Here is a 23,958-nt window from a genome sequence, read left to right as displayed (position 1 = left end):
ATGAGAGGTGCCCGAGCGACGCCCGCCGCGGGTCAGGCGGCCCGCTTCGCGGGGGCCATCGCCCGCAGTTCGTCGCACAGCGCGCCGTTGAGTTCCGCTTCCAGCCGCGCCAGCGCCCGGGCCACCGTCGCCCCGTCGAGCACTCGGTGGTCGTACACGAGCCGCACCACCACGGACCCGTCCTGCTCGACGACCCCGTAGGTGAGGGTCACCGTCAGCGGGGACAGGGGGTGCAGGGACTCGGCCCCGAGCGAGGAGTACACGCTCAGGCCGAACGTGCCGAACTGGTGCGCCCGGGACCGGGGCAGGTTCAGCCCGAGCCACATCAGGGTCCGCCGCACGACCCGGGGCAGCCGCGCGAACCGGAGCATCTTGCGGAACGACTTGACGGATTCGACCGGGGCCAGGGCCAGGGCCCGCACCTGCGCGTCGACCTCAACGAGGGCCGTCTCCCCCGGGTCGCGTACGCGGCCGAAGAACACCGCCCGCTCGCCGGCGTACTCGCGCTCCACGGCCACGGTCGCCACGCTCGACGGGTACTCGTAGAGGTGGCACCACGGGAGGCGGACGAACGCCCGCCGCAGCTCCGGCATCTCCGCGGCGACCCGCCCGAACGCCTTCAGGAACAGGGCCGGCCACCCGGGCCGGGGGGCCGCCGCGGCCCGCGCGGCGCGTACCTCCCCCAGGCGCATCTCGCGCTGGACCGGCACCCCCGGGACCTGCGACGCGAAGTGCAGCAGGTCCACCATGAACCGCCGCGGTGCCGACAGACCGACGGACCGGCCGCGCATCGTCGCTCCCCCTACGCCGCCCGGACGGCCCGGAAGATGTACGCCTGGTCGCAGTAACTCAGGCAGTGCTCGACCCGGGTGAACCCGGCCGCGCCCAGCTTCTCGGTGACCCGCTCGGCCGGCAGGTAGTGGAACCGGCCGGTCCGCGCCTCCCGCTTCAGCCACCGCCCGTACCGGAGCATCCGCCACGACCGCTTCAGGTACCGGAGCGGGTGGTCGGACCGCAGGGCGGCGAGCAGCGAGAACCGCGCGACGCGCCCCCAGGAGGGCTCCGGCACGTTCACGGAGAACACGAACCGCCCGCCCGGCCGCAGCACGCGGAACACCTCGCGGAGCAGGTGGTCGTACGCGGCCGTGGTCCACGCCCCGGCCCCGGCGTCGAACGACTCGGCGTACGAGATCGACAGGCCCGACACGGCGTGGTCGAACTCCTGGGCGGCGAAGACCCCGAGGCCGCCGCTGAAGTCGTGGCACGCGAAGCGGATCCGGTCGCCCGGGGCGGGGCTGAGGGTCGCCCTCAGCCGGTCGTAGGCCTGCGCGTTCGCCGCCGCACAATCCACCCCGACGACCCCCGCGACCGTGCCCGCGGTGCGCTCCCAGATGGCCCGGGAGATCGCCCCGCCCCCGCAGCCCAGGTCGAGCCACCGCTCGCCGCCCGCGGGGTCGGCCCACCCGACGGTGTCGGCGAGCAACTGGCGGTACGGGGGCAACTCGTGCTGCCCCCAGAACGCCCGGGCGCACCGCGCGTCGGGCCAGTAGCTTGTAGCAGTCGGCGGCATTCGGCTTCCCGGTCAAGCGTTGGTGGGGTAGCGGCGGCCCGAACCCGGTGGCCCGGTCCGCGGCGGGACGGGACTATATCACGGGGTCGGGCGAGACGCTACCCGACCTCCGCCGCGTGTCTTCCGTCCCGGCGGCGGGGGTCTATATCACGAGGCCGAGCGAGCCTTGTCGGGAATCTCCCGTGTCTGGCCGCCCGTGTGGGGCGGGCGACGGTGGCGCCCCGCCGGCGGCCGGGCGGTGCCGGCACCGCGTGTGCAGCGGGACCGGCGTCGCCCCGCCGACCACCGGGAGACGCCCGTGCCAACGAAGCCGACCCACTCCGCCGCGGCGTTCGCCTCGGCGGCCGCCGCCGACCGCGCGGCCAACGAACTCCTGTGCCGGGGGCACGATCCCGGCGGCGTCGTGGTCCTCGTCTCGAACCCGGCGGAGCCCTGGCCCGAGGGCGGGGCGGTCGCGGACGTGCCCGGCGTGGGGAAGGTGGCGAGCGGTCCCGGACCGGGCACCGGGGTGCTCAACGCGGTCGGCGGGGCGGGTGCCGCGGGGCTGACCGGCGCGCTGGTGGGACTCGGTCTCGGGGAAGCGGAGGCCGTCTTCTGCGAGGCCGCGCTGGCGGCCGGGCGGTGCGTCGTGGTCGCCGGTGCGGGCGGCCCGTGTGACCCCGCCGTCGTGATCGCGCGGCACGGCGGCTACACCCGTGCGGTCGTCGAGGCCACCCGGCCCTCGTGATACCGGCTCGCGTGGATCAGTTGCTATTAGTGGGGCAGGCATTCGTGCCTGCCTCCGAAGGCGTCTGGAGGCAGGCACGAATGCCTGCCCCACCAACAAAGAAACGAATCCCTGCGATTCGGTACGAGTGGGGGCGGGGATCGGCACGTACCGGTTCCCCCAACGAGTCGCGGCCGTGGGTCAGTAGTTGTCGTTGCCGGGCGGGGGCGGCTCGTCGGGCGGCCTCGGCTGGCGCATCTTGAGAAGTGCCGCCGCGATTCAGTTCCAAGTGGGAAGGTTGTCCGCACGCCCGGCGTCACTCCAGTGCGGCGTCGATGACGCGGCCGCCGACGTCGGTGAGCCGCTCGTCGCGGCCCGAGTGCCGGACCGTGAGCTGCTCGTGGTCCAGGCCGAGCAGGTGCAGGACCGTCGCGTGGAAGTCGTTCACCGAGGCGACGTGCTCCACCCCCTTCAGGCCGAACTCGTCGGTCTTTCCCACGGCCGTGCCGCCCTTCGCCCCGCCGCCCGCCAGCCACATCGTGTACCCCAGCGGGTTGTGGTCCCGGCCCTTGCCGCCCTGGCTGTTCGGCGTGCGGCCGAACTCGCTGCACCACACCACCAGCGTGTCCTTGAGCATGTCGCGGCGCTTCAAGTCCTTGAGCAGCGCCGCGATCGGCTGGTCGACGTGCCCGCACATCTTCTCGTGGTTCGCGTTCACGTCGTCGTGCGCGTCCCACTGCGTCACGAGCGGGCCGCCGCCCGAGTACACCGTGACGAACCGCACGCCGCGCTCCAGCAGCCGCCGCGCGAGCAGGAGCCGGGTGCCGAAGTCGGCGGTCCGCGCCTCGTCGAGCCCGTAGGCGGTGCGCGTCGCGGCCGTCTCCTTCGAGAGATCGACGGCCTCGGGCGCGTGCCGCTGCATGCGGAACGCCAGCTCGTAGCTCGCGGCGCGGGCGTCGAGTTCCGAGTCGCCCGGCGGCGCGTGCAGCGCGTTGAGTTTGTTCACGAGGTCGAACGACCGGCGGTTCTCGTCGGCCCCGACGTCGCCCGGCGGCTTCAGGTTCTGCACCGGGTTCGGCCCGCGCCGCAGGAGCGTGCCCTGGTACACCGCCGGGAGGAACCCCGCCGACCAGCACGGCGCGCCGCCCTCGGGGACGCCCTCGGGCTGCGGCATCACGCAGTACGCGGGGAGGTTCTCGCTCTCGCTGCCGAGCCCGTAGGTGACCCAGGAGCCGAGGCTCGGGAACCCCATGAGCGTGCGGCCGCTGTGCAACTCGTAGATCGCCGGCGCGTGGATCGTGGACGTGCTCCAGCACGCCCGCAGCAGGCACAGGTCGTCGGCGCAGGTCGCGAGGTGCGGGAGCAGGTCGGAGATTTCGAGCCCGCTCTGCCCGTGCTTCTGAAACTTCCGCGTGCTTGGCAGGACCACCTCGCCGCCGCTCGTGAACTGGCTCTTCGGGCGGCCAGTATTTTCAGGGAGCGGCTTGCCGGCCCACTTAACGAGCGCCGGCTTCGGGTCGAACAGGTCCATCTGGCTCGGGCCGCCGACCATGAACATGAAGATCACCCGCTTCGCCTTCGGCGCGTGGTGCGGCTTCTTCGCGGCGAGCGGGTTCCGGCCCGGGGGCGCCGCGTCGGACGCGCGGGCGTCGCGGGCCGCGAGCCAGTTCAACGCGATGCCGCCCAGCCCGCCTCCCGATTGGAAGAGGAACTCGCGGCGCGAACGGGCGAAGGGGAAGTGCGTGCTCATGCCGCCAGCGTACCCCTCCACGGGAGCGGGTGCAAGAACGCGAGCGGCCGCCGGTATCCCCGGGCACCACGTCACCCGAGCCGGAGTTCGCCATGTTCTGGATCGCGCTGGTCGCCCGCGTGCTGCTCGCACTGCCGTTCCTCGTGTTCTCGCTCAACTACTTCCTGCACTTCATCCCGAACCCGCCGCCCCCGCCCGAGGGGAGCGCCGCCGCGGTGTTCACCGGGGCGCTGTACACGTCGGGTTACCTCACCGCCGTGAAGGTGCTCGAACTCACCGGCGGGTTGCTGGTGCTGTCGGGCCGGCTCGTGCCGCTCGGGCTGGTGATCCTTTCGCCGATCGCGCTGAACATCCTGTTCTTCGAGGTCTTCATGGTCGGGCAGGCCGGGCCGGGCGTGCCGCTCGTGGTCCTGTGTGCCGCCCTCATCTGGGTGTACCGGTCGCACTTCCGGGCGCTGTTCGCCGTCACGCCGCAGATCGGCTAACCTGGACGGCATGAACGCCGTCGCCCTCCTGCTCGCGCTCGCGTCGCACGCCCCGCCGCCGGCCGCGGACCTGCTCGCGTCGGTCGCGTGGGTGCGGGCCGAGAACGACGGGGCCGGGACCGGGTTCGTCGTGGACGCCGGGAAGCGGCTCCTCGTCACCTGCCGGCACATCGTCGCCGACCGCAAGACCGTGGACGTGATCTTCCCGTGGGTCCGCGGCGGCGAGTTGGTCACCGACCGCGCCGCGTACCTCGGGAACCGCGCGCTCCTCCGCGAGCGCGGCTTGCTCGTTACCGGAACGGTGCTGAAGACCGCGGACGAGTTCGACCTCGCGCTGGTCGAGCTCGAATCGCTCCCGCCGGGCACGCGAGCGGTGACGTTTGCGCACGCCCCGCGACCGGGCGAACCGCTCACGGTCGTCGGCAATCGGCTCGACCTGGAGACGGTGTTCAACCTGACTTGCGGCCCGGTGCGGGTGAGCGGCGCACTCGCGAACGGCTACTTCTGGCGCGGCAAGAAGCTCGCGGCGAACGCCGACGTGATCGTCGGGCAGTTGCCGACCGAAGAGGGCGACAGCGGCGGCCCGGTGTTCGACCGCCGCGGCCGCCTCGTCGGCATGGCCTCGGCGCTGCGGCGGCAGTGCCCGCTCGCCGCGGTGTGCATCTCGGCCCGCGAAATCTGGACGTTCGCGGGACTCCCGGCCCCGCCCCCGGCGAACGCGAAGGCGGACGACATCGCCGCTTCGCTCACACGCGCCACTGTCTGGGTCCGCCCCACCGCGACCGATGCCCAGGTCGCCGGCGTGCTGATCGAACCCGACCTCGTGCTGACGTGCGGGCGGAAGTTTACTCCCGGGGACCGCGTCGGCATTGCGCTGCCGCTGCGGGACGGCGGCCGGTGGGTCACGGAGCGCGCCGCGTACCGCGACCCGCTCGGCCTGCAACTCCGCGGCGCGTGGCGGTCGGCGCTGGTTCTCGCCACCGACCGCGACCGCGACCTCACGCTCCTGAAGCTCGACGCGCCGGTGAAGGACGCCCGGCCACTTGCACTCGCGCCGCGGCCGCCGGCCCTCGGCGAAACGGTCCACACGATGAGCCACCCCGGCGGGCTAGAGTTCGCGTGGGTGTACGCCGGCGGTCCGGTGCGGCAGCGCGGCTACCTCACCGTTTCGCCCGACGACCGCCCACGGAAGGTGTCAGTGCTGGTGTGCCAACTCCCGGCGCAGGCCGGCTCGCCCGGCGGCCCGTTGCTGAACGACCGCGGGGACCTCGTGGGCGTACTGTCGGCCCGCGAGTCGGCGCAACTCGTCGGGTACGCCGTCGCCGCCGAGGAGATCACTTCCTTCCTCGACGTGGCGCGTGCCGATCGCCGGCCGAAGACGCTCGCGGGGCTGTTCGCCCGCGCCGAGGGGCTCCCCGCACGGTTCGCCCGCTCCGCGGCGCTGGGCGTGGCGGCCCGGGCCGAAGCGCTTCGCCAGAAGGGGAACGCTGACGCCGCGGCGCAGGACTGTGACACCGCGGTGTCACTCGATCCCGGGTGCGTGCCGGCCCGCGTGTGCCGGGCGCGGCTCCTCGACGCGGCCGGGAAGCCCGCCGAGGCGCTCGCGGAACTCGACGCGGCCGTTGAGCGCGGGCCGTTCGACCGCGACGCGCTCGTCTTGCGCGCGGCGTGGTCCGCGGGTGCGAAGGACTGGCGCAAGGCCCGTGGGAGCCTGGAGCGCGTACTCGACGCGAACCCCGCCGACGCCGACGCCCGGCAGCGGCTCGTCGGCGTGCTGCTCGAACTCGGGGAGGACGCGAGGGCCGCTTCCGCAGTCGGCGACACCTTGCGGGCCGACCCGAAGCGGCTCCCGGGCGTGGCGGCCGACCTGCTCGCGCAGGCCGATGCGATGGCCGCGAAGTACCCCGACGTGCCGTCGATCCCCGCGGGCTGGCTGCTGAAGGCGACCGCGGCCGCAAACCGGCCCGAGTTCGCGGACGTTCTGAAGCGCGCCGCGGGAGCAAAGGACGACGCCGAGCGCCTGGCCGCGCTGCGCGCCGGGCTCAAGAACCTGAAGTGACACGACCTCTGGTGGCACAGGCCTCTGGCCTGAGCGAGCCTTCACAGGCCAGAGGCCTGTGCCACCAAACCAGAGACGCGAACGAGAGGCCGCATGGCGAACTACGACGTGATCGTGCTGGGCGTCGGGGGCATGGGCTCGGCTGCGTGCTTCGAGTTGGCCCGCCGCGGCCGCCGCGTTCTGGGGCTGGAGCAGTACCCGCTCGTCCACGCCCGCGGCAGTTCGCACGGCCACACGCGCATCATCCGCACCGCCTACGCCGAGCACCCGGACTACGTCCCGCTCGTGCGGCGGGCGTTCGAGCGGTGGTACGAACTGGAGCAACTCACCGGCCGGCACCTGCTCACCGAGTGCCCGTGCCTGAACGTCGGGCCGCCCGGGAGCGGGCACGTCGCGGGGGTTCGCGCGTCGGTCCGCACGCACGGCCTCGAAGCCGAGGAGCTGACCGCGGCCGAGGTCGAGCGGCGGTTCCCGGCGTTCCGCTTCCCGGCCGACTACTCCGGCGTGCTGGAGCGGGCCGCGGGGTTCCTGTACGTCGAGGACTGCGTGCGGGCGCACATTGACAGTGCGGTGTCACTCGGGGCCGACGTCCGCGCAGAGGAACCGGTGCGGGCCTGGGAAGCGGCGGGCAACGGCGTCCGCGTCACGACGGACCGCGGGACGTACTCCGCCGCGAAGCTGGTCGTCACGGCCGGCGCGTGGGCGACGCGGCTGCTCGCCGACCTGGGCGTCGGCTTGAGGGTGATGCGGCAGACGCTCCTGTGGTTCGACGCAGGGACCCGGCGGGCCGAGTTCGCCCGCGACCGGTTCCCGCTGTTCGTCTGTGACTCGCCGGGGGCCGCGTTCTACGGCTTCCCCGCGATCGACCCGCACGGGCTCAAGATCGCCCGGCATTACGGGCAGCCCGAACTGCCCGACCCCGACGGCGTGGACTGGGACGTGACCGCTGACGACGCGGCCGCGATCCGCCCCCTCATGGACGCCCACATTCCCGGGCTGGGGGCGCTCACCAAGGGTCAGGTGTGCATGTACACGGTCACCCCGGACCACCACTTCGTGATCGACACGCACCCGGCCCACCCGCAGGTGAGCGTGGCGTGCGGGTTCTCGGGCCACGGGTTCAAGTTCGCGTCGGCCGTCGGCGAGGTGCTGGCCGACCTCGCCGACACCGGCACCACCCGGCACGGGATCGGCCTGTTCCGGGCGACACGCTTTCGAAGTGCGGAGTGCGGAACGCGGAGTGCGGAGTGAAGACGGCGGTTTCGGAACCGCCTTTCGCTCTTCTGATCGTGATTCCGCACTCCGCGTTCCGCACTCCGCATTAGCTCCGAGCCACCCACACCGGCGGCGGGGCGATGGCGTCGGTCGGGCGCTTTCCGGCGTCGGCGCGGCCGCTGCCGGTCAGGCGGCTGATGACCCGTACGGTCATGTCGTGGTCGCACGCGATCTGGCAGCTCAGCCGCACGCCGGTGGCCCCCTTCGCGGCGAGTACGGCCTTCTCGGCCTCGGCGATCTGGTTCGGTTCGCCGGCGACGAACTCGACCCGGCACGTGGTGCAGCGGGCGTTGCCCCCGCAGGCGTGGAGCTGGTCGACCCCGGCCTCGTCGGTGAGCGCCAGCACGAGCCGCTTCCCGGCCGGCACCTCGAAATCCCCAACCCCATCGACCGTGAGCTTCGGCATGACGGACCCTCTTCAGTACGGGCGAGCGAATCGCGACCCGGCCATTTTAGTCGCCCGCCGCGAACCCGGCCCACCGCCCGCGTGTCGGACGGGTGGACCCTCGGGGCGCACGATGCCGATGCTACTCGAATCAGGTGACGTACGACTGACACCGGACTTCATCCCGGACCCGGGAACGCTGTTCGACCAACTGGTGAACGGCATCGCGTGGGACTCGCGAATCCGCGCGCGGAAGGCCGCCAGTTTTGGCGTGCCGTACAACTACTCCGGCATCGAGTGGGCCGCGGCCCCGTTCCCCGATCTGTTGGTCCCCGTCCGCGAGGCGGTCGCCTCGGCCCTCTGCTTCGAGCCGAACAACTGTCTGGCTCACTACTACCCGTCGGGCGAGTCCACGATGGGCTTCCACTTCGACGCGGTCGATGAACTCGAGCCCGGAACCGGAATCGCTGTAGTTTCCCTCGGGGCGGAGCGCGCGATCACGTTCCGGCTCGACACGTATAAGCGCGTCACCGAGCGTTACCCCCTGCCGTCCGGTTCGCTGCTCTGGATGTCGCCGGAGATGCAGACGACTTGGAAGCACGCCATTCTCGGCGACAACGCGGTCCGAGGCGGTCGCGTGAGCCTCACGTTTCGTCGAATGAAGTCGTAACTCCTCGGAGCCGGGCCATGTCGTCGGACAAGAAGCCGAAGAAGGCGAACAAGGGCAAGTACGCGACCAAAGCCGGCGAGTTCCGCCACACCGACGGGGACCGGCGGCGGCGCGGCGGGCCGACCGCCGACCAGGCGATCCGCGACAAGAAGACCCGCCAAGCGTTTAGCGGAGGCGTGCCCGAGGACGCCCCGCCCGGCCCGTGACGCCGCTGGAATCGGGGCGCGGCGGTCGGTACAACAACCCGGTTAGCCTGCTCTCCAGTCGATGCGAGGGGTGACCGTGGGACTCGTGGTGCAGAAGTTCGGCGGGTCGAGTCTGAGGGACGCGGACCGCGTGATGGAGGCCGCCCGCAAGGCGATCCGGGCCAAGCACGGCGGCAACCAGGTGATCGTGGTCGTCAGCGCCCAGGGCAGCACGACCGACGACCTCATCGCGAAGGCGGCGCAGATCACCGCGGCCCCGTCGGCCCGCGAGATGGACATGCTCCTGGCCACCGGCGAGCAGATCTCGATCGCGCTGACGGCGCTCGCGATCCAGGAACTCGGCGAGAAGGCCGTCAGCCTCACCGGCCCGCAGGTCGGGATCGTCACCGACAGCACACACCGCAAGGCCCGGATCAAGTCGATCGACACCCGGCGGCTGGTCGAGGCGCTCGACGGGGGCAGCATCGTGGTGCTGGCCGGGTTCCAGGGCGTGGACGAACTCGGCGACATCTCGACCCTCGGCCGCGGCGGGTCCGACACGACGGCCGTGGCCGTGGCCGCGGCGATGAAGCTGGCCGGGTACGACGTGACGTGCGAGATCTACACCGACGTGGACGGCGTGTACACGACCGACCCGCGGATCGTCCCCGACGCCCGGAAGATGGACGCCATCAGCTACGACGAGATGCTCGAAATGGCGAGCATGGGCGCGGGGGTCATGCACTCGCGGTCCATCGAGTTCGCCAAGAAGTTCGACGTCCCGCTGATGGTGCGGAACTCGCTGTCCGACGCGGTGGGCACCTGGATCGTCCCCGAGGCCGAGTGGATGGGCGAGTTCCCGGTGTGCGGGTGCGCCCTCGCGGTGGACGAGGCCCGGCTGGTGCTGGAGGGCGTCCCGGACCGGCCCGGGGTCAGCCACCGCGTGTTCGCGGCGCTCGCCGGCGCGAACATCGCGGTCGACATGATCGCCCAGAGCGTCGGCTCGGGCGGCCGGGCGTCGATCGGGTTCACGGTGCTCAACAGCGAACTGGAACGGACCAAGAAGACGCTCGGGCCGCTCGTCGCCGAACTCGGGGCCACGCTGAACGAGACGGGCAAGGTGAGCAAGGTGTCGGTGGTCGGGGCCGGGATGCGGACCCTGTCGGGCGTCGCCGAGAAGCTGTTCCAGGCGCTCGCGGCCGACGGCGTGAACATGCGGATGATCACCACCGGCGACATCAAGATCAGCGTACTGATCGAGGAAGACGCGCCGGCCGAGGAGCCCGCGGCCGAGGGCGGCGAGCCGGTCAAGAAGGCGCACCTCGAGAGCCGCAAGGCGGTCCGCGGCCGCAAGGCGCTGCGGGCGGTCCACGCGGCGTTCGGGCTCGCGGCCCCGCGAAAGGGGGCGGGCGTCCCGGCCGAGGCCGGGGGCACCGGGTTCAAGGTCCGCCCGAGCCCACTGGTCGTCCCCGCGACCAAGGACCGCGAGGCCGCCATCGCCCGGCTCGAGGGGATGGAGGACGTGCTGGTCAGCGGGGTCCAGTTGAACGCGGACCAGTCGCGGGTGACGATCCACGACCTGCCGGACAAGCCCGGGAACTGCTCGCGGGTGTTCAACGCGGTGGCGACCGGCGGCATCCTGGTGGACATGATCGTCCAGAACCTGACCGGGCCGGGCCGGGCCGAGCTGTCGTTCACGGTGCCGCGGGCCGACCTGACCCGGGCGCTGAAGCGGACGCAGGACGTGGTGCAGCAGATCGACCCGACGTGCCGGGTGGTGGGCGACTCGGACGTTGCGGTGCTGTTCGTACTCGGCGTCGGCATGCGGACGCACACGGGGGTGGCCCGGACCATGTTCGGGGCGCTGGCGGCCCGGGGCATCAACATCGGGATGATCAACACGAGCGAGGTGTGCGTCGGGGTGGTCGTGGAGCGGCCGCGGGGCGAGGAGGCGCTGGCGTGCCTCCGCGAGGCGTTCAAACTTGCCTGACCGGGGGCTTCCCGACGGCGGCCCGACGCGGTATAGTTCCTGTGCCGGAGAGGTGGCAGAGTGGTTGAATGCGTCAGTCTCGAAAACTGATTTACCCGCAAGGGTAACGAGGGTTCGAATCCCTCCCTCTCCGCTGAAACGCCAGTTGCAATTTGATGCAACTGGCGTTTTTTCATGGACTTGCGACGGAACTCACTTCTCAACGCCCAACCAAAACCCTCGATTTGTCGGATTTATGCCATCGTTTGTCGGATTTTGAAAACAATCCGACATTCCTGGAAACGATTCCACCCCTTGCAATCTTTGACTGGTTCGGAGAGTGGCGGGAATGGCGAATAGCAAAGTCCATCTTGGCGTGGAGGAAGACCGGGGGCAGTTCTACCGGGAGATTGGGAAGCGTGAGAACGGCAGGCCCGTGCGCTTCTACCTGGGGGCCGATGAGAACCAAGCCCTGGCGAGGGTCAGCCGCCTCGAAGCCCTCTGGAACGGCGTCGTGACCTGGTGGAACGACCTTGAACGCCGGGAAAGTCGCCCACACCGAGTTCACCTGCTGGGACGAAACTAGCTCGCCTTGGGCCGGGCCATCGGTCCGGGTGACTGGTCGGTTACGCTCGACCCGCCCCGGCTCGACACGGACTCGCTCGCAGTCTGGCTGGCGTCCGTGACGTTCGTGCATCCGAGGCTCAACCACGTCAACTTCGTCGCCCCTCGTAGGTGCGTCAGTCCACTGCCGTCGATCTTCACCCCGCCGAGGTTGAGCGTGTGCAGGTCGGGACAGCCCGACGGGTGCGCCAGCCCGGCGTCCGTCACCGGGTCGTCGCAGTGGTCCCGGTGGAGGTAGGCGACGTGGACCGGCTACGGTTCGGCCAGGTCGCCCGTCCGGCAGGCGTCGTTCACCTTTCCGCCGACCGAGAACACGCATTCCGCACCGGACCGTTCAGCCGCCGTCGGCCGTGGCTCCGGGGCCGGCTGCCGGGTGAAGTAGTCCCACCCCGTCACGCACAAAAGCACGGCGAAAGCGGCGACGGTCAGAACAATCATCCCCCGCCGCTTCGGCGGGCGCATCCCGAGGGCCACACGCAGGTCGTGGGCGAGAGCTTCGGCGTCCTGGTAGCGGGTGGCGGGGTCACGGGCCAGACATTTGAGACACACCGCCGCCAGCCGCTCGGGCAAGCGCGCCGAGGTCAACCCGGAGGCGCACCTGACGCACGTCCTGAACAAGTTGCCGGCCCGTCCCGCGGGTGCCGACCTGGCCGACCTGCTCCCGGACGGGTCGATGCGGTCCAGGGTCGGTGCTCGGATCGAGCCGCGGTGATCACAACCCCGGCGGGCCGCGACGGGTCGGGAGTGTGTCGGCCTGGCCCGCGGGGATGACCCCCACCCGCCCGCCAGCCAGCCCCGCTCGGCCGCGCACCTCACGAGGGCCACACGGGACCTCGCGCCGAGCTTCTCCATCGCCCGGGTCATGTACGTTTTCACCGTCTTCACGCTGAGATCCAGCCGGGCGGCGATCTGCTTGTTCGAGTACCCCTCGGCGATCTGCTTGAGGGTCTCGATCTCGCGCCCGCTCAGGTCCGGCTTCTCGGCGCCCTCACCCGCCCGGCCGGACCCGACGACGAGCTGCGCGGCGACGACCGGGTCCACGTGCGTGTTGCCCGCCGCCGCGTGCCGGATCGCCCCGACCAGGTCGGCCGCGGCCGACCGCTTGAGCACGTACCCGCTGGCCCCGGCCGCCACGCACCTGCCGGAGGTACGCCCGGTCCTCGTGTGCGGTCAGCGCGACGACGCGCACCCCCGGGCAGTCGGCGCGGATCCGGGCCGTCGCCTCGGTCCCGCTCATCCCCGGCATCGACACGTCCATCACCACCACGTCGGGGCGGAGCTCGAGCACCCGGCGGACGGCCGCCCCGCCCTCGTACGCCTCGCCGACGACCTCCATGTCCCCTCGGCATCGACGAGGGCCCTCAGCCCGTTCCGCACGACCGGGTGGTCGTCGACGAGGTACACGCGCAACGTGCTCACGGCCCTCCCTCCCTCGCCCGGACCGGGATCCGGACGGCGACCGCCGTCCCGGCACCGGGGCTCGACTCGATGTCCATCGTGCCGCCGACGAGTTCCACCCGCTCCCGCATCCCGAGCAGACCGAGCCGGCCCGGCGGCGGGGCCGCCGCGTCGAACCCCGCCCCGTCGTCCTCGACCACGACCGACACGTGACCGTCGGACCGCGTCACCACCACGCCGGCGGCCGTCGCGACCGCGTGCCTGGCGACGTTGGTGAGCGCCTCCTGGACCACCCGGTACACGACCGTTTCGACCTCCGCCGGCAGCCGGCCCGCGGCGAGGCCGGGGGCGTGGAGCTCCGCCCGCACCCCGGCCCGGGCCGCCCAGTCGGACACGAGCTGGCCGAGGGCCGGCTCCAGCCCGATGTCATCGAGGGACGTCAGCCGCAGCCGGACGGCGACGCCGTGGAGCTCGCGCCCCAGGTCGCTCATGATCCGCTGGGCGTCGGCCAGGCTGCCCGCGGCGGGGGCCGGGAGCTCGCCGAACGTCTCAACCGCCTTGAACGCCAGCGACAGGCCGGTCAGGAGCTGGCCCACCGAGTCGTGCAGGTCGCGGGACACCCGCCGCCGCTCGTCCTCCTGGGCACTCGCCAGCCGCCGGGCCATGTCCTGCCGCCGGGCCATCTCGGCCCCGAGCGCGTCCAGCGCCCGCTCCAGTTCGCCGGTCCGCTCGGCGACGCGGCCCTCCAGCTCGTCGTTCGCCCGCCGCAGCGCCGCCTCGGCCTCCTTCAGGTCGGTCACGTCCACGCACGCCCCGGCCAGCCGCGCCTGCCCGGCCGTGCCGAACACGTCCCCCTGGTCCCGCAGCCACCGCACCGCCCCGTCCGGGCGCACCGCCCGGAACTCCACGCTCAGCGGGCGGCCGTGACGGACCGTCTGATCGAACGCGGCCCGGACCGCCCCCCGGTCGTCCGGGTGGATGTGCGTGAGGAACTCGGCAAACGGGCTGACGGTGTCCGCCGCCGGGAGCCCGAACAGGGCGTTCAGGCCGGCGTCCCGGCGGTGCTCGTCGGCCGCCACGTCCCACGTCCAGGTGCCCATCCGGGCGGCGACCAGGGCCAGCCGCAGCCGCTCCTCGCTCCGGCGGAGGGCCGCCTCCGTCGCCCGCTGGTCGGTGACGTCCCGCATCACCCCGATCATCCGCACGGGCGCCCCGGCCCCGTCGTAGGAGAACGTGCCCCGGGCGGACATCGTGCGCACCGCCCCGTCCGGGTGGACGACGCGGAACTCGTGGTGGTACGGGGCCCGGGCGTCCCGTGCGGCGGCCAGCGCCGCCTCGGCCGCCGGGCGGTCGCCCGGGTGGACCCGGGCCCGCCACGCCTCGTAGCTCGGGGCCGCCCCGCCCGGCGCGTACCCCAGCATGTCGAAGTGGGCGTCGTTCCACACCACCCGGCCCGTCGCCACGTCCCAGTCCCAGGTGGCGAGCTCGGCGGCGGCCACCGCCAGCCGCAGCCGCTCCTCGCCCGCCCGCAGGGCCTCCCCGGCCCGCTTCCCGTCGGTGACGTCCACGAACGTGACCACCACCCCGTCGATGCGGTCGTCCACCGTCCGGTACGCGAGCACCCGCCGCAGGTAGTACCGGCCGTTGGCCGCCGCCAGCTCCCGGGCGACCGGCACCAGCCGCTCCAGCACGGCCTGGCAGTCGCCGTCCAGGTGCGGGTCGTCGAACCGCCGGGCCATCGCCGCCAGCGCCCGGCCGATGTCCCCGGGGATCAGGTCGACCAGGTCGCGGACGGCCGGGGTGTACCGGCGGATCCGGAACTCGCGGTCGAGGAACAGGACGGCGATGTCGGTACTGGTCAGCAGGCTGGCCAGGTCGCTGCTGGCCCCCTGGTGCTCCTCCATCTTCGCCCGGAGCTGGGAGTTGACCGTGCGCAGCTCCTCGTTGAGCGACTGCATCTCCTCCTTGGAGGTCTCCAGCTCCTCATTCGCGCTCAGGAGCTCCTCGTTGACGCTCATCACCTCCTCGTTCGACGCCCGCATCTCCTCGTTACTGGTCTGGAGCTCCTCGATCGTGCTCTGGAGCTCGCCCTGCAGCCGCCGCACCTCGTCGGTCCCCTCGCCGCCGGGCGCGGCGGGCGGGGCGATGTCCCCCAGGTCCTCGAACCCGACCACGTAGCACTCGGGCGCGGCCCCCACCCCGCCGGCGTCGAGGACCTGTGCGGCGGTCACCCGGACCCGGACCCGGCGATTCGGGGCCGCGTCCATCCACCCGTCCGGGGCCGTCGCCCGCTTACCGTCCGCCGCCGCCCGGTGCAGGGCGACCCGGACCGCCGCCCGCACCCCGTCCCGGGCCTGGACCAGGAGGTCCCGGGACGGCTCGCCCTGGGGCTGGCGGAGGAACGGCGAGGTGTCGCCGTGGTGGTACAGGACGTGGTTGTCCCGGTCGACCGTCACCGCCGCCGGGGTGTACCACTCCAGCAGGGTGCGGCGGGCCAGTTCGGCCACCGGCGGCCAGGGGCCGTCCGGCCCCGGGGCCGGGGCGGCGGTCCCACCGGCCGCCGGCGCGCGCGGGCGGGAAGTCGATGGTCCCGTGCCGGGTCGGCCCGACCCGGCGGTAGATGCGGGCCTTCTTGTCGGCCGGCTCGAACAGCGCCTCGGCCCCGCCGACGGTCTCGCTGCTGCCCAGGAACAGGGCCCCGCCCTCCCGCAGCCCGAAGTGCAGCAGGTTGAGGACCCGCTGCTGCGCCTCCGGCTCCAGGTAGATGAGCAGGTTGCGGCAGGAGGCGATGTCGAGCCGGCTGAACGGCGGGTCCTGGAGCACGTTCTGGGACGCGAACACCACCCGGTCCCGGAGGTCCTGGCGGACGCGGTAGCTCTCGTCGTCCCGGGCAAAGAACCGGGCCAGCCGCTCGGGGGACACGTCGCTCTCGATGCCGCCGGGGTACAGCCCGGCCCGGGCGTGGGCCAGGGCCCGCTCGGCCAGGTCGGTGGCGAACACCTTGATGTCCAGCCGCTTGCCGGCCCGGTCCGACTCCTCGAGCAGGAGCATGGCCAGCGTGTACGCCTCCTCCCCACTGGAGCACGCGGCCACCCACGCCCGCACCGGCGCCCCCGGCTCGCGGGCCGCGACCAGCGGGGCCACCACCTGCTCCCGCAGCGCCTCCCACACGTCCGGGTCGCGGAAGAACCCGGTCACGTGGATCAACAGGTCGTCGGCCAGGGCGGTCACCTCGCCCGGCGCCTGCCGCATCAGCTTGGCGTACTCGGCCAGCCCGGCCGCCCGGGTCAGGCCCATCCGCCGCTACATCCGGCGGAGCACGGTCGGCTTCTTCTACCCGCTGAAGTCGTGCTTGACGCGGGTGCGGAGGATGGCCAGCACCTCCCGCAGGTGGTGCTGCTCGCGGCGGAGCACCTCGTCGGCGTCGGCCTCGCGGCCGCCGCGGGCCTACGGGCTGCCGGCGTAGCTCAGGAGGACGTCGGGCAGGTCGGCGGGGCGGGCGATGTAGTCGGCGTACCCGGCGTCGATCAGGTGCCGGGGCATGCTCGGGAACTGGGCGGTCTCCGGGTCCTGGGCGACGCACACCCCGCCGACCGCCTTGACCGCCTGGGCCCCGGCCGTGCCGTTGGACCCCATGCCGCTCAGGATCACGCACACCGCTCGCTCCCGCTGCTCCTCGGCCAGGCTGCGGAAGAAGTCGTCGATCGGGCGGTTGGCCGCCCTCGGGCCGCCCAGCTCAGGGCCGAGGTGGAGGCGACCGTCGCGGATGGTGAGCACATGGCCCGGGCGGATGACGTAGGCGTGGTTCGGCTCGACCGCCACCCCGTCTTCGGCCTGGCTGACCGGCATGGCCGTGCGGCGCGAGAGAACCTCGGCCAGCATGCTGGTGTGGTCCGGCGGCAGGTGCTGGACGAGGACGAACGCCATGCCGCTGTCCGGCCGCATGACGTCGAGGAACGCGCCGACCGCCTCCAGCCCGCCGGCCGACGCGCCGATGCCGACGACCGTGAACGGCAGCCGCGGCGGCGGCTCGGCGTCGACCGGCTCCGCGAGGCGGTCCGGCTCGGCGGCGGGCTGGGCCGGGCTTGAATCGAGTTCGGGGGGATGTTCGTCGGGCACGCCTGCACCTCCTCGCGGGACCCGTGCTGGCGATGGGGCTGCGCTGACGGGACCGCCAGAGCCGTCATCCTATTCGGGGACCAACTTCTGCGCCGCGAGTACGTGGTCAAGACGTGGGCGTGCCCCGGCCGCTCATTCCTCCAACTCATCACCGACGCACGAGGTTCACCGGCTTTCGATTACCCACAAGTTCCGCGTTCGGGTCCGGGTATTTGAAGTAGAGTGGCGCTCAGTGGGCTTCGCTCCGGCACTCGCCCGAAGGTGCCGACGTGGACGCCTGGGCCGAGTACGAATTGGACGGCGGTACGTTCCCCGACCCGCGGCTGAAGAAGCGACTGGGGAAGGTGCTCGGCGACCTGGGGCAACGGCTCGGTAAGTACGGTGCCGTTGGCGTGCCAGGACTGGGCCGCGACCAAGGCCGCCTACCGGTTCTTCGACAACCCGCGCGTCGATGAGGGCGTCATCCCGGGCGGGCACTTCGCGGCCACCGCGGCGCGGTTCGCCGCGACCGCCGGGACGATCCTGGTGCGGCACGACACCACCGAGTTCGGCTTCCAGCAGGACACGCCCGAGGCGATCGGTTCGCTCTCGCTCACCAAAGGCCGGCACGCGACGTACACCGCCTGTGGGGTGCTCGTGCACTCCAGTCTGGTGCTGGCGGCCGACGGCCTCCCGCTGGGTTTGGCGGCCGCGAAGTTCTGGGCCCGCAAGAAGGTCAAGGGCACCAACGCGCTGAGGAGGCGGATCAGCCCCACGCGCGTCCCCATCGACCGGAAGGAGAGCGTGCGCTGGGTCGAGAACCTCAACCGGTCCACACAGCAACTGGGCGAGCCGTCCCGGCGTGTTCACATCGGGGACCGCGAGAGCGACATCTACGAGTTGTTCGGTGCGGCCCACGAGGCGGGGACGCACTTCCCGGTCCGCACCTGCCTGTATGAAACGGTTGGCCGGGAGCGGGAGTTGAACGTCATCGCGCCACGCCTCCGTTCCGGTGAAGAAGCCAGAAGATTAGGAACGTGATCGGCGGCCGTCAACCACGCCTCACCCGTTGTGTTTCTCTGGCGGACGCGCGCCCTGCCGGCCTGCAAGTGCGGGCCACGCGTTCCCACGTTGCAGGTACCGCGTCGAACCCGTTGTTGGTTATGTCTCCTCCCGGCGTCGACCGGCCGGTGAACACCTCAGAGTTCGAGGAGCGTGAAACTTGGTGTCCGAGTGAAACTCGAAACCTCCCCCGGTGAACAGTCGCGCGCGACTGCCACCTCTCACGATCCCTTAGAAATTCCTGTTAATGGTGGGGCTCGACAGAGAGAGAGTACGCGCCAAAAGATCGAGAACCGTTCCGCTCGGGGAGAGCATGGACGACGGGGCCGCACGCAGTCGACCTCCGCCGTTCTGCACCGGCGAACAAGGGTGGCGGCAGCCCCCCGGGGGGACCAGGTCCGCGAAGGTACGCAACCCCGTGAGGGGTCATTTGCCCCTCACGTCGAACTTGAAGGTGTTCGGCCCCTCTGCGGTGACCGTGGCGGTGAGCTTGCTGTCGATGTTGTAGGCCGGCCCGACGAGGCTCTCCTGGATCTCGCCCTTCATCGGGTCGTCCTTGAGGGGCTTACTGCGGTAGGCGGTGACCTCGACGTGGCGCGCCCCAAACTCGGCGTTGCCCGAAAACTTGCCGTCCTTGACGGCGAAGGCCTCGATGGCCCCGGTCGCCACCGTCTTGAAGTAGACCGTCCCCTCGACCAGCGGCGCGCCGTCGAGATCGACGGTGCCGCTGACCGGGACGAGTTGGACGCCGGGCTTGCCGCAACCGGCCAGGGCGGCGGCGACGAGCAGGTAACTCAGGGGCCGGGTCATCGCGCGATCCCTTCGGGTAGGGGGTCAGGGGAGGTTCGCGACGGTCCCGTCGTCGCGGGTAGCGATCGCGGCGAGGACGGCCAAGGTGGTGGAGTCGTTCAGGAAGCGGACCGAGCCGTCGCCGAAGACCACGTTGACGCCGCCGGTGTGGGTCGAGTTGAGCGGGATGTTGGCCCCGGTGTTGTTGCCGCTGATCCCGACGCCCGTGCCGGCGATGTCGTTGGCCCAGCCGGCGGCCGGGGTCTGGTTGATGGTATAGCGGATGGTGCACATGGCGGGGGAACGGTTGTCGGAGCCGGGGGTGTTGGTGAAGTTCGGCGGCACGCCCTGGCTCTTGACGCCCAGGGAGAAGCCCCAGGGCTGCGTCGCCCGCCAGTCCTGCTTGGCGCCGCTGGTGTCCTTGAGAAAATTGGACTGCTCGCTGATGAGGATGGTGTTGCTCAGGCCGTCGGCGACCCCGGTGAAGCGGACCTGCCCGTTGGGGATTAGCATCCCGCCGCCGCCGACGATGCCGCCGCTCGGCAGGCTGTTGACGCGGGCCTCGGTGTAGCCGGGGATCGTGCCGTTGGCCGCGCCCGCGATGCCCACGTAGTTCGCGAGGCACGCCGACGAATTGCTCGGCGAGGGTCCCGTCTTGAGGGGCGAGGAGGGGCAGGAGAACGTCTTGATGGTCGCCCCGGCCATGGCCGCATTGTTGTTCGCATTGAACACCCCCGAACTGCCGGAGTACTGCCACTTGCTGGCGATGGCATTCTGCTCGATGCCCGGCAGGATGTAGACCATCCAACTGCTGCCCCACGCGCCGCCGCTCGCTCCGGTGTCGGTGCCGAACGGGGGCTGGTCCTCGGCCCCGCCCGGGGGGAGGCGCTGGACCGTGTCGTGGTAGTTGTGGACCGCGAGGCCCAGTTGCTTCAGGTTGTTGCTGCACTGCATCCGCGCCGCGGCCTCGCGCACCTTCTGCACGGCGGGCAGGAGCAACCCGATCAGGATCGCGATGATCGCGATCACGACCAACAACTCGATCAGCGTAAAGCCGCGGGGCGGCCGGGGGGCGTGCGTGTCGGGGAGAAACATCTGGTCCTCGTGGGAGAGAGAGTGGGGGCGGAGCGATGAGCCAACGGGATGGATGAGGTTTGCGAGAGGGATAAGAGTAGCGGGTTCACGTTCGCGGGGACGGGTTGCAAAAGGTGTACCGCAACGGCATGGAAAATCAGATTCCACCTCGTGCACGCCACCGCCGTTCTGCTCATTTATTTTGCGCACCGAGACCACAGGAGATTTCGGAGGGCAGTCGGGGTCGCCATTCTGGCGAACGTGCTGAGTTGGGGTCGGTCGGAGTGGGCCGGCCGGGTCGAGAAGCGGTCGCGAGTTCGAGCGCGAGCGGCCGTCGCCTGGCACTCAAGGCTCGGGACGGCTATCCGCGCGTGCAACCGGGCGGCACCGGGCGGCCGGTTGCAACGCGATGTCACTGCCCGTGATGCCCCAGGCGTCGTCGGGGTAAGAGTGCTCAACGAGCCGCCGAGCCGCTCCTTGCACCGGACCTTCCCCGTCGGCAATGGCGGGGCGGACGGGCCGGGTTCCTTCGGCTCGGACGTCGCAGCCTGCGGGAGCGGGTCGTTACCGACACCGTGATGCGACCAATCCCGGTTGTAATGCTCGAGGAAGGCGCGGGTGACGTGCCGCAGGGTGTCCTCGCCGGGCACGATGAAGTGGTCCAGGCACTCCTGCCTCAACGACTGCGCGAACCGCTCGGCGTACGCGTCCCGGTTCGGGGCCCGCGGCCCGACCCGCGTCACCTCGCACCCGTCGACAGCCAGCACCGCACCGAAGTCGTCCGTGTGCTTCGTGTCGTGGTTGATCAGCACGTGCGTGGCCTGCAGGCCCCACTCGGCCATCTGCATTGAGGCATTCCGCGCCTGCTGCGTGACCCAGGAACTGGTAGGGTTCGCCGAGATCCCGGCCACGAACGCCCGTCGGGTGCCGGCGTGGATGAAGAACAGCAGGTCCAGGCCCACGAATCCGCCCAGCGTCGCGGTCCGCACTTTCAGGAAGTCGCTGGCCCAGAGCGTGGCCGCGTGCCGCCGCCCGGCGGCCTCCCACATCCCCGCCCCGCGCTTGGGGCCGGGATCGAGGCCCGCCTCCTTCAGGATGTTCTTCACTGTGGTGCGACTCGCGCCGCGAACGCCGAGCTTCCGCTGTCCCCCGAGTACCCGGGTGCACCCCACCCGGAGAACTCGCACCGGTGGGGTTACTCCGTGCGAGCAGGTCCGGGTAGCACCTCAGTGTTGGAGCAGTGTTACACCCGGACCGGTAGTGCTCGAGACCACGATGGGTCCACACTCCCGCGGTCGCCTAGAAATCCCCTTGGACGGTGAGGTCCTCATGCGAGAAACACGCGCCCGTGTTCGCCCGTGAAAGTTCGAAAGGTCTTCTGCTCCGGCAGAGCCGAGGCGGCTTGTCCGATTGTCGGGAGGGGACAGCAAAATCCTCGAGGCTCCCCGGGTGGTCATGGCGAAGCGGGGTCGCCTGCGCCTGTCGCCGGGGCCGCCCCCGGGTCCGCGCACGGGACCCTCACGAACAGCATCGTTACGCCGAGGACGAAGATGCCGGCCGCGAAGGCGTGGAGGACCGGGAGGTAGGAGCCGAGTTGGTCCCGGCATACGCCCAGCAGCAGCGGGCCGAGCCCGGACGAGGTGATGGTGACGACGTGGATCGCGCCCTGGATCTGGGCCAGGTCCCGCCGCCCGAAGGCGTACGCCCAGATCGAGAAGTACACGACCACGTACACCGACCACGCCAGCGACTTCAGCAGCGACCACACGTACACGTCCCGGGCCGTGTCCAGCAGCGAGACGCTCCCCACGACCCCGGCCGACAGGAGCATCCCCAGCGCCAGCACCGCCCCGATCGACCACCGGTGGCACAGCCACGCGACCCCGAACTTGAACACGACCAGGGACAGCACCCCGAGCACCAGCGAGTCGAAGAACACCTCCCTGCCGAACCCGCGGTCCTTGAGCAGCGACTCCAGGAACACGTCCATGCCCTTCACGGCCGTGCCGTTCACCAGGCAGAACAGGCCGAAGACGATGAACAGTGGGTGCCGCACCGCCTGCCACACGGTGCGGTCGCCGCCGGTCGTTGACCTCATCGCGGCCCGGTCCGGGGGCGGGACCGCCGGCGGGGTCACGAACACCATCGAGATCACGGCCGCGCACCCCATCCCCCCGGCGAGGACGAGCCACACGCCCCGCCACGTCCACCCGAGGTCCACGAGCCCCACCCGGACCCACTGGAGCACGCCCGCGTACAGGACCGCGGTAAGCGCCAGGTACACGGCCGCGGCGAGCGGAGCGAACCGCGGCCGGAACGACTTGCCCAGCAGACTCGTACTCGCGACCGCGAGGACGCCCTGGCCGAACAGCCGGGCCAGGGTGATGGTCGCGAACAGCGCCCACGGGCCGCCGGCCAGTGCTGTGAGGGCGGTGGCCCCGGCGGTGAGTGCGGTCATCGACCACGCCGCCCGGTACACGCCCAGCCGGTCCAACAGGGTGCCGAACCCGACCGACAGGGCGGCGACGGTCATCGTCGCCCAGAAGTTGAGCTGCCCGTACGCGGTCCGGGTGAGGCGGAACTCGTCCAGGAGGGGCTCGGTGATGACCCCCATGTACTGGGTCCGGCCCGGGTTCGTGCAGACGTAGATCAGGGCCGCGACCGCCAGGTTGGTCCAACTGGCGAGCGCCGGGAGCTCGGCCCGGGCGTGCGGCGCGGGCGGCTCGGGCGCTGCGGCACTCATGCGTTCGGGGTCCGTGGGTACGTGGGCGGCCCGGCTCAACTCAGAGGGGCGAAGGTGAAGGACGGACCCACTGGACCGGTGCGGATCGCCTCGGCGCGGGCCGCGGACACGGGCACCGGCGTGCCCCGCGGGAACACCGTCCCGTCGTCATCGGTCAGCGACGCGAACGGCCCGTCGTACCGCGCGGCCACCGCGGGCCGGTCCCCCGCGTCGGCGGGGGGCTTCGTGGCGGTCGCCGCGACTACCCGGAACCGGACCCCGGTCGTGTCCGCGACGCACCCCACGTCCTTCCAGGTCTCGACCTCGGTGCCACGGAACCCGGCGGCGGTAATCGCTGAAAACGGCTCGGCCGGGACCGGGACGTACCGGTACTTGGCGGAGAGCCCCGGAAAATCCGGGGTGCCGGGGTACGGCCGGTCCCCGACGAGCCCGCGGACGGTCAGCTTGCCCCCGGGGCGGAGTACCCGGGCCGCCTCGGCGAGGGCGGCCGCGAACGCCGCGCGGCCGCCGGCCGCGTTGAAGGTGTTGAGGAGAGCCACCTCGTCGAGCGAGCCGTCGACGAGGGGGAGCCGCTCGGGGAACGGGTCGGGCAGCGTGTGGGTCCAGGCCGCCCGAGTCGCCGGTGGCACCGGGACCGCGGCCGGGGCCGGCGAAACGGCGGCGGGCGAGGTCGTGCGCTCCCGGCCGTAGTGCCCGATGTTCCCGTGGACCGTGTAGACCTCCCACGGCACCCCGTCCGGGTCGGTCACCCAGAACTTGGTCTGCAGCGCGTAGCAGCACTCCACGCCGTCCTCGCGGACGGTCGGGAACCCGGCCCGCTCGAGCCGCCGTTGCACCTCGACCAGCCCGGCCGCGTCCGGGAGCCGCAGCCCGGCGTGGTTCAGCGACGCACCCCGCGGGGCCGGCTGGGGCAGGAACGAGAGCACGAGGGGCGGGTCGGCGAGTTCGAACTTCGCGTAGTCCGCGTAGTGCTTGTGCGGCTCGTGCCCGAACAGCACGCGGTAGAACGCGACCGTTCGCGCGAGGTCCGTGACCCACAGGCTGAAGTGGAACTTCGGGGTCGTCGCCGGGGTAACCGGTGCGAGAACGGCGCTCATCGCGGGCTCCGGGTGGGAA

At 71.7% G+C, this 23,958-nt stretch carries 23 protein-coding genes, 1 tRNA gene and 1 pseudogene; 10 read left to right on the top strand and 15 right to left on the bottom strand.

Annotated features, from left to right (window positions below):
• Positions 1-32: 32 nt before the first annotated feature.
• Together ACTIGN_RS28740 and ACTIGN_RS28735 are read right to left on the bottom strand one after the other, a co-directional pair.
• On the bottom strand, positions 33-791 hold the full coding sequence (locus ACTIGN_RS28740; protein ID WP_439630378.1) for a hypothetical protein: 759 nt from the start codon (positions 789-791) through the stop codon (positions 33-35).
• A gap of 11 nt (positions 792-802) precedes the next feature.
• Entirely contained in the window at positions 803-1,570 is a 768-nt protein-coding gene (locus ACTIGN_RS28735) for a methyltransferase domain-containing protein (protein ID WP_439630376.1), read from the bottom strand.
• A gap of 298 nt (positions 1,571-1,868) precedes the next feature.
• Here ACTIGN_RS28735 and ACTIGN_RS28730 point away from each other — a divergent pair, with 298 nt between their 5' ends.
• Entirely contained in the window at positions 1,869-2,297 is a 429-nt protein-coding gene (locus tag ACTIGN_RS28730; RefSeq protein ID WP_439630374.1) for a hypothetical protein, read from the top strand.
• A 295-nt stretch (positions 2,298-2,592) separates the two neighbouring features.
• Here the strand turns inward: ACTIGN_RS28730 and ACTIGN_RS28725 are convergent, their stop codons facing one another.
• Positions 2,593-4,026 carry a DUF1501 domain-containing protein gene (locus ACTIGN_RS28725; RefSeq protein ID WP_439630372.1) on the bottom strand — a complete coding sequence of 478 codons (1,434 nt, stop codon included), beginning with the start codon at positions 4,024-4,026 and terminating at the stop codon, positions 2,593-2,595.
• Positions 4,027-4,118: 92 nt separating this feature from the next.
• Between ACTIGN_RS28725 and ACTIGN_RS28720 the strand changes: the two genes are divergently transcribed.
• The 3 genes from ACTIGN_RS28720 (at position 4,119) to solA (ending at position 7,821) form a co-directional block, all read left to right on the top strand.
• Positions 4,119-4,511 carry a hypothetical protein gene (locus tag ACTIGN_RS28720; RefSeq protein ID WP_439630370.1) on the top strand — a complete coding sequence of 131 codons (393 nt, stop codon included), beginning with the start codon at positions 4,119-4,121 and terminating at the stop codon, positions 4,509-4,511.
• A gap of 10 nt (positions 4,512-4,521) precedes the next feature.
• Positions 4,522-6,570 (top strand): trypsin-like peptidase domain-containing protein, encoded by a 2,049-nt coding sequence (locus tag ACTIGN_RS28715; protein WP_439630368.1) that lies wholly within the window; start codon positions 4,522-4,524, stop codon positions 6,568-6,570.
• Between the two features lie 93 nt (positions 6,571-6,663).
• Positions 6,664-7,821, top strand: coding sequence for an N-methyl-L-tryptophan oxidase (solA, locus tag ACTIGN_RS28710; RefSeq protein ID WP_439630366.1), 1,158 nt, complete (start codon positions 6,664-6,666; stop codon positions 7,819-7,821).
• A gap of 70 nt (positions 7,822-7,891) precedes the next feature.
• Here solA and ACTIGN_RS28705 read toward each other — a convergent pair whose 3' ends face one another.
• Positions 7,892-8,251, bottom strand: a complete 360-nt coding sequence (locus ACTIGN_RS28705) for a 2Fe-2S iron-sulfur cluster-binding protein (protein ID WP_439630364.1) — start codon at positions 8,249-8,251, stop codon at positions 7,892-7,894.
• Positions 8,252-8,363: 112 nt separating this feature from the next.
• Between ACTIGN_RS28705 and ACTIGN_RS28700 the strand changes: the two genes are divergently transcribed.
• The 4 genes from ACTIGN_RS28700 to ACTIGN_RS28685 all read left to right on the top strand — a co-directional run bounded on the left by ACTIGN_RS28700 (position 8,364) and on the right by ACTIGN_RS28685 (position 11,208).
• The gene (locus ACTIGN_RS28700; RefSeq protein WP_439630362.1) at positions 8,364-8,900 is read left to right on the top strand and encodes an alpha-ketoglutarate-dependent dioxygenase AlkB; all 537 of its coding nucleotides are present in this window, start codon (positions 8,364-8,366) and stop codon (positions 8,898-8,900) included.
• A gap of 17 nt (positions 8,901-8,917) precedes the next feature.
• A complete protein-coding gene (locus tag ACTIGN_RS28695) occupies positions 8,918-9,106 on the top strand; it encodes a hypothetical protein (protein ID WP_439630360.1) in 189 nt (62 codons plus the stop codon).
• A gap of 70 nt (positions 9,107-9,176) precedes the next feature.
• The gene (locus ACTIGN_RS28690; RefSeq protein ID WP_439630358.1) at positions 9,177-11,075 is read left to right on the top strand and encodes an aspartate kinase; all 1,899 of its coding nucleotides are present in this window, start codon (positions 9,177-9,179) and stop codon (positions 11,073-11,075) included.
• Between the two features lie 46 nt (positions 11,076-11,121).
• Positions 11,122-11,208, top strand: a tRNA-Ser gene (locus ACTIGN_RS28685).
• A gap of 428 nt (positions 11,209-11,636) precedes the next feature.
• On the opposite strand, the gene ACTIGN_RS28680 is transcribed toward ACTIGN_RS28685, so the two are convergent.
• The 6 genes and pseudogenes from ACTIGN_RS28680 to ACTIGN_RS28655 all read right to left on the bottom strand — a co-directional run bounded on the left by ACTIGN_RS28680 (position 11,637) and on the right by ACTIGN_RS28655 (position 17,195).
• Entirely contained in the window at positions 11,637-11,885 is a 249-nt protein-coding gene (locus ACTIGN_RS28680) for a hypothetical protein (protein WP_439630356.1), read from the bottom strand.
• A gap of 45 nt (positions 11,886-11,930) precedes the next feature.
• Entirely contained in the window at positions 11,931-12,812 is an 882-nt protein-coding gene (locus ACTIGN_RS28675) for a LuxR C-terminal-related transcriptional regulator (RefSeq protein ID WP_439630354.1), read from the bottom strand.
• 64 nt (positions 12,813-12,876) lie between these two features.
• A pseudogene (locus ACTIGN_RS28670) lies at positions 12,877-13,014 on the bottom strand (response regulator); the annotation flags it as partial.
• Positions 13,015-13,093: 79 nt separating this feature from the next.
• A complete protein-coding gene (locus ACTIGN_RS28665; RefSeq protein ID WP_439630413.1) occupies positions 13,094-14,980 on the bottom strand; it encodes a PAS domain-containing protein in 1,887 nt (628 codons plus the stop codon).
• Between the two features lie 388 nt (positions 14,981-15,368).
• A complete protein-coding gene (locus ACTIGN_RS28660) occupies positions 15,369-16,373 on the bottom strand; it encodes a CheR family methyltransferase (RefSeq protein WP_439630352.1) in 1,005 nt (334 codons plus the stop codon).
• Between the two features lie 150 nt (positions 16,374-16,523).
• Complete coding sequence (locus ACTIGN_RS28655) at positions 16,524-17,195, bottom strand: chemotaxis protein CheB (RefSeq protein WP_439630350.1); 672 nt, start codon at positions 17,193-17,195, stop codon at positions 16,524-16,526.
• A gap of 269 nt (positions 17,196-17,464) precedes the next feature.
• Between ACTIGN_RS28655 and ACTIGN_RS28650 the strand changes: the two genes are divergently transcribed.
• Entirely contained in the window at positions 17,465-17,650 is a 186-nt protein-coding gene (locus ACTIGN_RS28650) for a transposase DNA-binding-containing protein (RefSeq protein WP_439622072.1), read from the top strand.
• Positions 17,577-18,215: a transposase DNA-binding-containing protein gene (locus ACTIGN_RS28645; protein ID WP_439630348.1), complete on the top strand. Its 639-nt coding sequence runs from the start codon at positions 17,577-17,579 to the stop codon at positions 18,213-18,215. Before ACTIGN_RS28650 ends, ACTIGN_RS28645 begins: the two co-directional genes overlap by 74 nt.
• Before the next feature lie 447 nt (positions 18,216-18,662).
• Here the strand turns inward: ACTIGN_RS28645 and ACTIGN_RS28640 are convergent, their stop codons facing one another.
• The 5 genes from ACTIGN_RS28640 to ACTIGN_RS28620 form a co-directional block, all read right to left on the bottom strand.
• On the bottom strand, positions 18,663-19,046 hold the full coding sequence (locus tag ACTIGN_RS28640; protein ID WP_439630346.1) for a hypothetical protein: 384 nt from the start codon (positions 19,044-19,046) through the stop codon (positions 18,663-18,665).
• 24 nt (positions 19,047-19,070) lie between these two features.
• Positions 19,071-20,120: a DUF1559 domain-containing protein gene (locus ACTIGN_RS28635; protein ID WP_439630344.1), complete on the bottom strand. Its 1,050-nt coding sequence runs from the start codon at positions 20,118-20,120 to the stop codon at positions 19,071-19,073.
• A 176-nt stretch (positions 20,121-20,296) separates the two neighbouring features.
• The gene (locus ACTIGN_RS28630) at positions 20,297-21,205 is read right to left on the bottom strand and encodes an integrase core domain-containing protein (protein WP_439630342.1); all 909 of its coding nucleotides are present in this window, start codon (positions 21,203-21,205) and stop codon (positions 20,297-20,299) included.
• A 347-nt stretch (positions 21,206-21,552) separates the two neighbouring features.
• Positions 21,553-22,842, bottom strand: coding sequence for an MFS transporter (locus ACTIGN_RS28625; RefSeq protein ID WP_439630340.1), 1,290 nt, complete (start codon positions 22,840-22,842; stop codon positions 21,553-21,555).
• 35 nt (positions 22,843-22,877) lie between these two features.
• Positions 22,878-23,939, bottom strand: a complete 1,062-nt coding sequence (locus ACTIGN_RS28620; RefSeq protein ID WP_439630338.1) for an ArsI/CadI family heavy metal resistance metalloenzyme — start codon at positions 23,937-23,939, stop codon at positions 22,878-22,880.
• Positions 23,940-23,958: the final 19 nt, after the last annotated feature.

Origin of the sequence: Gemmata sp. (genome assembly GCF_051859125.1) — a bacterium.
In the GTDB taxonomy this organism is placed as follows: Bacteria; Planctomycetota; Planctomycetia; order Gemmatales; family Gemmataceae; genus Gemmata.
The sequence above is the reverse complement of the archived record's forward strand: the minus strand, read 5'-3'. Positions and strand labels throughout refer to the sequence as shown.

Bases quoted from the DNA above. Each gene is read 5' to 3' on its own strand.
- solA (WP_439630366.1), top strand. From the start codon at position 6,664: ATGGCGAACTACGACGTGATCGTGCTGGGCGTCGGGGGCATGGGCTCG.
- ACTIGN_RS28625 (WP_439630340.1), bottom strand. From the start codon at position 22,842: ATGAGTGCCGCAGCGCCCGAGCCGCCCGCGCCGCACGCCCGGGCCGAG.
- ACTIGN_RS28665 (WP_439630413.1), bottom strand. From the start codon at position 14,980: ATGGAGGAGCACCAGGGGGCCAGCAGCGACCTGGCCAGCCTGCTGACC.
- ACTIGN_RS28735 (WP_439630376.1), bottom strand. From the start codon at position 1,570: ATGCCGCCGACTGCTACAAGCTACTGGCCCGACGCGCGGTGCGCCCGG.
- ACTIGN_RS28700 (WP_439630362.1), top strand. From the start codon at position 8,364: ATGCCGATGCTACTCGAATCAGGTGACGTACGACTGACACCGGACTTC.
- ACTIGN_RS28725 (WP_439630372.1), bottom strand. From the start codon at position 4,026: ATGAGCACGCACTTCCCCTTCGCCCGTTCGCGCCGCGAGTTCCTCTTC.
- ACTIGN_RS28640 (WP_439630346.1), bottom strand. From the start codon at position 19,046: ATGACCCGGCCCCTGAGTTACCTGCTCGTCGCCGCCGCCCTGGCCGGT.
- ACTIGN_RS28660 (WP_439630352.1), bottom strand. From the start codon at position 16,373: ATGGGCCTGACCCGGGCGGCCGGGCTGGCCGAGTACGCCAAGCTGATG.
- ACTIGN_RS28740 (WP_439630378.1), bottom strand. From the start codon at position 791: ATGCGCGGCCGGTCCGTCGGTCTGTCGGCACCGCGGCGGTTCATGGTG.
- ACTIGN_RS28720 (WP_439630370.1), top strand. From the start codon at position 4,119: ATGTTCTGGATCGCGCTGGTCGCCCGCGTGCTGCTCGCACTGCCGTTC.
- ACTIGN_RS28695 (WP_439630360.1), top strand. From the start codon at position 8,918: ATGTCGTCGGACAAGAAGCCGAAGAAGGCGAACAAGGGCAAGTACGCG.
- ACTIGN_RS28715 (WP_439630368.1), top strand. From the start codon at position 4,522: ATGAACGCCGTCGCCCTCCTGCTCGCGCTCGCGTCGCACGCCCCGCCG.
- ACTIGN_RS28635 (WP_439630344.1), bottom strand. From the start codon at position 20,120: ATGTTTCTCCCCGACACGCACGCCCCCCGGCCGCCCCGCGGCTTTACG.
- ACTIGN_RS28620 (WP_439630338.1), bottom strand. From the start codon at position 23,939: ATGAGCGCCGTTCTCGCACCGGTTACCCCGGCGACGACCCCGAAGTTC.
- ACTIGN_RS28705 (WP_439630364.1), bottom strand. From the start codon at position 8,251: ATGCCGAAGCTCACGGTCGATGGGGTTGGGGATTTCGAGGTGCCGGCC.